This is a genomic window from uncultured Ralstonia sp. (assembly GCA_913056305.1).
Lineage (GTDB): Bacteria > Pseudomonadota > Gammaproteobacteria > Burkholderiales > Burkholderiaceae > Ralstonia.
In genome coordinates this window covers 1-8,788 of sequence record CAJXMR010000194.1, presented here as the reverse complement: position 1 = coordinate 8,788, position 8,788 = coordinate 1, and the positions used below count along the sequence as shown (strand labels likewise).

The 8,788-nt window shown below is 63.8% G+C and carries 6 protein-coding genes; 4 read left to right on the top strand and 2 right to left on the bottom strand.

The features are described 5' to 3' along the window. Positions 1-152 precede the first annotated feature (152 nt). Positions 153-1,193, top strand: coding sequence for a site-specific integrase (locus tag QZ609_RS21270; RefSeq protein WP_295499257.1), 1,041 nt, complete (start codon positions 153-155; stop codon positions 1,191-1,193). An 82-nt stretch (positions 1,194-1,275) separates the two neighbouring features. Here QZ609_RS21270 and QZ609_RS21265 read toward each other — a convergent pair whose 3' ends face one another. Both QZ609_RS21265 and QZ609_RS21260 read right to left on the bottom strand, forming a co-directional pair. After that, on the bottom strand, positions 1,276-1,710 hold the full coding sequence (locus QZ609_RS21265; RefSeq protein ID WP_295499254.1) for a hypothetical protein: 435 nt from the start codon (positions 1,708-1,710) through the stop codon (positions 1,276-1,278). 558 nt (positions 1,711-2,268) lie between these two features. Then, the gene (locus tag QZ609_RS21260) at positions 2,269-4,365 is read right to left on the bottom strand and encodes a TonB-dependent receptor (RefSeq protein ID WP_295499252.1); all 2,097 of its coding nucleotides are present in this window, start codon (positions 4,363-4,365) and stop codon (positions 2,269-2,271) included. A gap of 248 nt (positions 4,366-4,613) precedes the next feature. On the opposite strand from QZ609_RS21260, the gene QZ609_RS21255 reads away from it, so the two are divergent. From QZ609_RS21255 to cyoA, 3 genes are all read left to right on the top strand, one after another. Next, positions 4,614-5,000, top strand: coding sequence for a hypothetical protein (locus QZ609_RS21255; protein WP_295499250.1), 387 nt, complete (start codon positions 4,614-4,616; stop codon positions 4,998-5,000). 186 nt (positions 5,001-5,186) lie between these two features. Next, entirely contained in the window at positions 5,187-7,070 is a 1,884-nt protein-coding gene (gene ggt, locus QZ609_RS21250; protein WP_295499247.1) for a gamma-glutamyltransferase, read from the top strand. Positions 7,071-7,780: 710 nt separating this feature from the next. Further along, on the top strand, positions 7,781-8,743 hold the full coding sequence (gene cyoA, locus QZ609_RS21245) for a ubiquinol oxidase subunit II (protein ID WP_295499245.1): 963 nt from the start codon (positions 7,781-7,783) through the stop codon (positions 8,741-8,743). The last annotated feature ends 45 nt before the right edge of the window (positions 8,744-8,788 follow it).

The window sequence follows — 8,788 nt, the reverse complement described above, 5'->3', positions numbered from 1 at the left end:
GAGCAGTTGATTTGTAATCATCAGGTGGCGGGTTCGAGTCCTGCAGCCGGCACCAATAAAATCAAGGGGTTACGTGAATTTCGCGTAACCCCTTGTGCTTTCTGGGTGTTGAAAAGTACATTTTCGGTACAGTCAGCTCTCAGAACAGGTACATGGCGACCATCGTCAAGACGCCTTCCGGCACGTGGAAGGCGGTCATTCGCAAGCTCGGCTGGCCGACCACGGCCAAGACCTTCCGCACCAAACGCGACGCCGAGGACTGGGCGCGCCGGACGGAAGACGAGATGGTCCGAGGTGTGTACGTATGTCGTGCGCCGTCCGAGAAGCTGACCGTCGCCGGCGCGCTGAAGCGCTACATGGAAGAGGTCTCGGTAACGAAGAAGCCGACTACCCAACGTAGCGAACGATTCACAGCCCAGCACCTGGAGGCGTTCTTCGGGAAGTACTCGATGGCGGCCGTCAGTGCTGACCTGGTCGCCAAGTACCGCGATGAGCGCTTGGCGGCAGGTAAGTCGAACAATACGGTGCGCATCGAGTTGGCGATGCTGGGGCATCTGTTTCGAATCGCGATTCAGGAGTGGGGAATCGGGCTGACATTCAATCCGGTCGCGAATATTCGCAAACCTAGTCCCGGCGCCGGCCGCGATCGGCGCCTGAGCCAAGAAGAGCAGGGGCGCCTTTTCGCGGCGGCAGCCGCCCACAGCAATCCAATGCTGGGGTGGATTGTGGGGCTAGCTGTCGAAACAGGCATGCGCTCGTCAGAGATCACTGGCGTGCGGCGCTCTCAAGTAGACCTGGATCGACGGGTCGTTACCCTCAAGGACACAAAGAACGGCTCCGGGCGTGTCGTGCCATTGACACGTAGGGCGGCAGACATCCTGCGTTCAGCACTCGACAACCCAATACGGCCGATTGATACAGACTTGGTGTTCTTTGGGGAGCCCGGGCGAGATGGGAAGCGCAAACCGTATGTGTTTCAGAAGCTGTGGGCGGGTATCGTGCAGGACCTTGGCCTGGCCGACCTGCATTTCCACGATTTACGACATGAGGCAGTTAGTCGGCTCGTCGAGGCGGGGTTGAGCGACCAAGAGGTCGCCACGATCAGCGGGCACAAGTCCATGCAGATGCTGAAGCGTTATACCCACCTACGGGCCGAGGATCTAGTAGCCAAGTTGGACAAGCTGCAGGCGTAGAAACCGACCGGGCGTCGATGACCAGCCAACGCGTCCTTCTCACAAGATCGAGCGTGCGGGAAATCAATGCCATCAAAGCAAGTCAACGGAACATCATTTGCACAGATGCCTGCTGCACCCAGCTTTGCACATCGTCAAACCTCGGGGGCTGTTTCAGCCCCGCCATGACGCACAGATCGCTCTCTATCGCTCGCTCTTCGTAGTCTGTTCGCCATGAGGTCAGCAGCAAACCGCATAAGCCGCGATTAAGCAGGAAGCGCCCGGGCGGAATCCAAGACAAGCGTTCGTCGGAGGCAATCCTGCGCTCTGCGTAAGCGAACGCAACAACAAGCTCGATAGGCCGTCCACCAGCTTCCATATACAGCGCTTGTGCGCGTGCGAGTACAGTCTCGCGGTGTTGCCGTTGCACTTGCTCGCTGTCGGGGTTCTTTCCGTCAACAAGATGCAAGTCGGTGATCTCCACGCCAATCTTGCGCGGGCCATCGATTACGACATCCGGCTTATCGCTGTAGTGCACCCGTCCTTCAGGCAGTAGGAAGTCCCGCCGAAAGGATTCGAATGCCTGATGCTCTCGTCTTTGGGTAGTGACACGCCCCACCGTTCGCCTCACCGGTCTTCGGATAGTGGCGACTATACCGGAGCGCCGCCCGCAGACAGTTGCGCGCCTAGCAGGCGACCAGGCCAGACCTGAGGTCGCTGCTACCGTCATAGGCGCGAGCGCCAAGAGGAAGAGGGCTGCCCAGTGCTCGGTCCAGTCTGACCGAGCTGGGGGCATCGGTGGGGGCATTTGGGTGCAGGCCGGATCCGTGTCCAAACGTGGACCACCCGATGACAGGTACGATGCCGGTACACGCGCCAGCTATTCTTGGTTTGCCCAACTTAGCCTAAGTTACTGATTCCTAAGGAGAAGCTAGTTTCCCTCTCTTAGCCTAGCTTTCCCTTAATTATCAGTAACTTATTGATTTGCAAGGAAATTTGTAATCATCAGGTGGCGGGTTCGAGTCCTGCAGCCGCACCAGTCTTCAAACGGCCTCCCTTGTGGAGGCCGTTTTCTTTTCCGCGTTAGCCACCGCCATCAGAAATTCCACGCAATCCCCGCCCGTACCGTACGCGGCTCGGCCGGGTGGATGTGGTGATCGTTGATGCCGGCCGCTGTGCCGTCGGGATTCAACGGCGAGGTCTCGCCGCGCAGCAGCGATGGGTAGTAGTAGTCGATGTCGTTGACCTGCCGGTTGAACACATTGAGCACTTCAATGAAGACGCGCACGTTCTTCTGCACCTGGTAGCCCACCTTCAGGTTGACCAGGAACGACGAGGCCGAGCGCACGCTGTTGTCTTCGATCAGCGGGCGCGGGCCGAAGTAGCGTGTGCGCGCGCCGAGTGTCCAGCGGTTGTGCGTCCATGACACGCCTGCTGATGCGGTGGCCTGGATGGCCTCGGGGATGTAGTCGCCGACCGGGGCGCTATCGCGAAAGCGTGCGCGCGAAAAGGCGGCATCTGCGTCGATGATCCACGCGGGCGAGGGCGTGTAGTACGCCGCGAGTTCCACGCCGGTGCGGCGGCTCGGGCGGCTCGGTTGCGTGGTGCCGGTGTCGCCCGCAAACACCAGCTCCGAGCCGATGTCCAGCCGCCACAGCGACGCCGACAGCTGCAGCCCGCGCGCCAGCTCCTTCGTGCGCACGCCGATCTCGTAGCCGGTGGCCGGCACCAGCACGCTGACCTTCTGCAAGGCCTTGTGCGTCAACGGATCGACGGTGGTGGTGGTGCCGCGCACGTCGTTGCTGTGATAGCCGCGCCCCCAGTTGAGGAACACGTCGGTGCGCGCGGTAGGCGAGAGCACCACGCCCAGCTTGGGGCTGAGGATGTGCTCTGAGCCCTGGCCCGAATTGAGGGGGTTGCTGCTGGCGACGCTGTACCAGAACTGGTCGGCACGCAGGCCGGCGAGCGTGCGCAGCCACGGCAGCCACTGCGTGCTGTTGCGCACGTAGAGCGCGGTGCTGGTTTCACGCGCGGTGTCGCTGCGCACCAGCGCGTAGGGGTGCCGCGCCCGCGTGAGCGCGAGCAGGATCGGGTCCAGCCGGTCGTTCCGTGTCTGCGAACCGATCTCGGTTTCACTGTCATGCCCGGCGATCTCGCCAAGCCAGGTGCGCGAGAGATTGATGCCCGCGGTCGCGCGGTCCTCGCATTGCAAGAACTGATCGCCTCGCTTCCGGTTGTTGAGCGCGTAGGTGAAGTCCGAGAACAGCGCCAGCCGGCTCTTGATGAAGTAGGCGTTGGCTTTGAATTGCCCGTCGGAGAGCGGGCGCAGCCAGTCGGCCGACAGGCTGTAGCGCGAGTCCATGCCGCCGTCGGTGGGGTCCAGGCTGCCGAAACGCGAGATCAACCCACGGTCGATCGCGCGCTGCGCCACCTGGTCCGTCGACGTCCACTCGTTTTTGTACCCCATGGCCGTCAGGGCGATGCGCTCGCCGCCGCTCAGGGGCAAGGTATAGCGCAGCACGCTGTTGAGTTTGTGCACACCTTCGGGTACGACCCACGGCCCGTTCTGGCCGAGCCATTCGAAGCTGTAGAGCAGGGTGCCCGGGCCGATGTCGTTGGAGTTGGCAAGTAGGCCGCGCCGATAACCGTATTGGCCCAGTTCGAGCTGGGCAAGCCCTCGCGGCAGTTTGTCGAGGTAGTCGATCCGCACTGCGCCGGCCGTGGCGAAATCCCCTTCCTCGGCAAAGTAGGTGCCCTTCTTGTAAGCGATACCGCTCACCAGTTCGGGGATCACGAAGTTGAGATCGGTATAGCCCTGCCCATGGGCGTTCGTGCGCATGTTGGCGGGCATGCCGGCCACGGTGGTGGCGAGGTCGGTGCCGTGGTCGAGATTGAAGCCGCGCAGGAAGTACTGGTTGGCCTTGCCGTCGCCGCTGTGCTGCGTGACGATCAGGCCGGGCACGGTTTCGAGCAGCTCCCCGGGGCGCAGCAGCGGGCGGCTTTCCAGCTGAGCGCGGGGCACGTAGCCCTCGCTGGCGGTCTCGCCGGTAGCAGCGGCAGTGGCGACCGAACCGGTGACGGTGGTGGGATCGAGCTGGATGTCAGGCTGCTGCACGCCGCCGGCCAGTGCAGCCAGCGGACCGGCAATGCCACAACCCAACGCGATCCACAGCAAGTGTGCAGGCTGTGTCATCGTGCCCCCCGTTCCTTGTTCCGCTGCTTTTTTTTTTTTGATACGGCTGGCTCGTGGCGCCTAGCAGCAAGGCGCCTACGTATTTCCTGACTTTTGACTTTCGATCGGACCCGACCTAGCTTCATCCGGGCAGATCAGGTCAGCGGTTGTCATTGCTATGGTCCTATCAAAGCACCTGGCAATGACGTCCGGAATCGTTCATATGAAGCAAGGGTTGGCGCTAGCGCCACCCGCAAAAGGAGTTGCACATGTCGTACAAACGTATTGTTCTAACGTCGGTGGCCGCCTTCGCGGTGGTGAGCGCCGGCATTGCCTCCGCACAAACCGACAAGAAAGCGGACCCCTACACGCAAGGCGCCGATCGCAAGGCAGACACCTACGAATACCTGCAGAAACAGGGCGACAAGTTCGACCCGTACACGCAGGGCGCCAACAACAGCACGGCCAACGCCCTGAACCCGGGCGTGCAGACCGGCAACGTGCAAAACGGCAAGTACGACCCCTATACCCAGGGCGCACGCGCCGGCGACGTCACCAGCCCGTACACGCAGGGCGCGCGTGCCGGTGATGCCACCAGCCCCTACACCCAGGGCAGCAAGGCCACGGACCCGTACACCGACGGCGCCAAGCAATAAGACGCCGGCGACACCCGTCGCCGACCAGACGCTGGAGCCTCGGAAGGGGCTTCAGCGTCTTTTTTATGAACGCCTCATAAAGAAGGGCGTGCCCAATCGAATTTCTGTGCGATGTCGGGTGGTTTGGGGCACGCAACGCGGCATCTGCGTCCTACAATCAGCGCTTTGCATCCCGAGGACGATCGCATGAGAACGCAGGCTCCCTCCTTGGCGCGCGTGCGTGGCCCGCTGGCGCTGGCTGCGGCACTGGCACTGCTTGGTGCATGTTCCACGCAACCCGTCGAGCCGACGACGGCGCCCGCGCCGGCACCGGCACCGGCTGAATCGAACGCCTCGCTGCCGCCCCCGCCGGAGGTCGCCTCGGGCTACCGCTCCGGCATGACGACGGTCTATGCCGAGAATCACATGGCCGCCGCCGCCAACCCGCTCGCTGCGGAAGCCGGGCGTCGCATGCTGCGCCAGGGCGGGACCGCCATCGACGCGGCCATCGCCATGCAGGCCGTCCTCACGCTGGTCGAGCCGCAGGCCACCGGCATCGGCGGCGGCGCCTTCATCCTGTACTGGGACGGCAAGCGCGTGCAGGCCTACGATGGCCGCGAAACCGCCCCGGCCGGCGCCGATGAGAACCTCTTCATGCGCGACGGCAAGCCGATGGGCTTCAGCGAAGCGCAGATCGGCGGCCGCTCGGTCGGCACGCCGGGCGCGCTGCGCGTGCTGGAGTTGGCGCATCGCCAGCATGGCAAGCTGCCGTGGGCCCGCCTGTTCCAGCCGGCCATCGAACTGGCCGAGCAGGGCTTCCCGATCTCGCCACGCCTGTACACGCAGATTGCGGCGGACAAGTTCATCGCCACGTCGCCGGAGCTGTCGGCGTACTTCCTCACGGCCGACGGCAAGCCCAAGCCCGTCGGCACGATGCTGAAGAACCCGCAGCTGGCGCAGACCCTGCGCGAGATTGCCAAGCGCGGCCCCAACGCGCTCTACACCGGGCCGATCGCCGCCGACATCGTCAAACATGTCAACGGCAGCAGCAATCCGGGCTCGCTCGCGCTGGCTGACCTGCGCGGCTACCGCGCCAAGGAGCGCGAGCCGATCTGCACCGACTACAAGCGCTGGAAGCTCTGCGGCATGCCGCCACCGTCGTCGGGTGGGATCGCCATCGCGCAGATGCTGGGCACCCTGCAGGCACTGGAGGCGCGCAATCCAAAGTACGCGCTGGCCGCCATGACGCCCAAGCCCACCACCCGCGCCGCCGGCTTCGAGCCCAGCGTCGATGCCGCGCACGTGGTGTCCGAGGTGGGGCGCCAGGCCTATGCGGATCGTGGCCTGTACGTGGCCGATTCCGACTTCGTGCCGGTCAACGTCAAAGGCTTGATCGACCCCGGCTACCTGGCCGCGCGCGCCGAGCAGATCGGCGACAAGAGCATGGGCCGTGCCGATCCAGGCCTGCCGCCGGGCACTCCCATCACCACCGCGCTCGCGCCGGACCGCTCGCCGCCGCGCCTGTCGACCTCGCAGATCGTGGCGGTGGACAACGCCGGCGGCGCCATCTCCATGACCACCACCATCGAGAGCTACTTCGGCTCGCACCTGATGGTGCGCGGCTTCCTGCTGAACAACGAACTCACCGACTTCTCGTTCGTGCCCAGCGAGAACGGCAAGCCGGTCGCCAACCGCGTGCAGGCGGGCAAGCGGCCGCGCTCGTCGATGGCGCCGACGCTGGTGTTTGATCGCGAGAGCGGCAAGCTGGTGGCCGCGGTCGGTTCGCCGGGCGGCTCGCAGATCATCGAGTATGTGTCGAAGACGCTGATCGGCCTGCTGGACTGGAACATGGACGTGCAGGACGCCATCAACCTGCCCAACTTCGGCAGCCGCAACGGCCCGACCGAGGTGGAGAAGGGGCTGGTGACGCCGGCCCTGGTGCAGGGCCTCAAGGCGCGCGGCCATGAGGTCGCCGAGATCGAGATGACCAGCGGCACGCAGGCCATCGTGCGGCGCCAGCAGGAGGGCGGCGCATGGGTCTGGGCCGGCGGGGCCGACCCGCGCCGCGAAGGGGCGGCGCTGGGCGACTGAGTTTGACGTGACTGCGGTGTGGCGTTCGGGCCGCGCCGCACCAAAACGGGGACGTGCCTGCAGGGTGAGGGACGTCCCCGTTGCCGTTAACGCTGCCCGTCGGGGTACAAACGGCTCGCAATTGGCCGGATAACCGGGGCGTCACACGGGCGCCAATGTTGGGTCGCGGTGGGGTGCGCACCACTGTGGCTGATTGTCGCAGTGCAACAACATCCACTTTTGCGCAGCCTACCCGCCAAGCCGCGTAAACCCTAGCCAAAGGCTTCGTAAGCCAATTGTCAATTGTCGGCGAATTCTTGCTGCCTGAGCAATTTGCGCGATCCGGTGGCCCATCTTTCTGTAAGATCGCGCCCGCAAATCCACTTCCATACGCGCTCCCCAACGGGCGCCAGATGTAGTGTCTGCTTCACACCCAAACGCCCCCGATGAACCGTCCATCGCTTTGTGCGATGCGATGGCGCTCGTCCTTGCCCGTGCCATCCACGGGCGAAGTCCACCCGTCAGCGGCGTCCCTGGGTTATTGCTTCACCCTGATCGGCGCCTGATGTGATCCAAGACTCGCTTGAGCGATCGGTACCCCCGGTCCGCCTCGGGCATGGTCTTTTGTCATTTCCCGCGTTTTCTGCCTTTGGGCGTGTTTGGCCCCTGTGATGTCCGGAAGCATCGCCGGCGCAACTGTGCAAGACATGAAGAACACACTCGTTCCACATATGAAGCGGCTCCTGGCCGCGAGCATTCCCCTCCTGCTGGCGGGCTGCAACCTGACGGTCATGGACCCGAAGGGCATGATCGGCGCCGAGGAAAAGACGCTGATCCTGGTGGCGACCGGCCTGATGCTGCTGGTGGTCATCCCCGTGATCGTGCTGACCCTGGTGTTCGCGTGGAAGTACCGCGCATCGAACACCAAGGCTCGCTACGAGCCGGACTGGGCGCACTCCAACGCCATCGAGGCGGTGGTGTGGCTGATCCCGTGCCTGATCATCATCGTGCTGGGCGTGATCACCTACCGCTCGACGCACGCGCTCGATCCGTACAAGCCGATCGAATCCGACGTCAAGCCGATCACCATCGAGGCCGTCTCGCTCGACTGGAAGTGGCTGTTCATCTATCCGGAACTGAAGATCGCGACGGTCAACCAGATCGCCTTCCCGGCCAATACGCCGATCAACTTCAAGATCACGTCCGACTCGGTGATGAATGCGTTCTTCATCCCGCAGCTGGGCAGCCAGGTGTACGCCATGGCCGGCATGCAGACCAAGCTGCACCTGATCGCCAACGAGACCGGCACGTTCGACGGCATCTCGTCCAACTACAGCGGCGCCGGCTTCACGGGCATGAAGTTCACGGCCACCGCCATGACCAACGAAGAATTCGACGCGTGGGTCAAGCAGGTTCGCACCGCGCCGCAGGTCCTGACCAAGGATGGCTACGCCGAGCTGGCCAAGCCCAGCGAGAAGGTGCCGCCGGCGGTGTACGCCACGGTGGACCCGACGCTGTACCACAGCATCCTGCACAAATACATGGGCCAGATGGGCGGAGAGGACAAGGTCCTGACGCTCGACGAGGCGCTCGAAGGCGCCAGCTGCACCACCGCCACGGCTGAAGCCGCAACGCGTCCGCTGCCGGTGCAGTCCGCCCTGCCGGTGTCCAAAGCCGCGCGCACGAATTCCTAGGAGTTGACGATGTTTGGCAAGTTGAGTCTGGAGGCCATTCCGCTG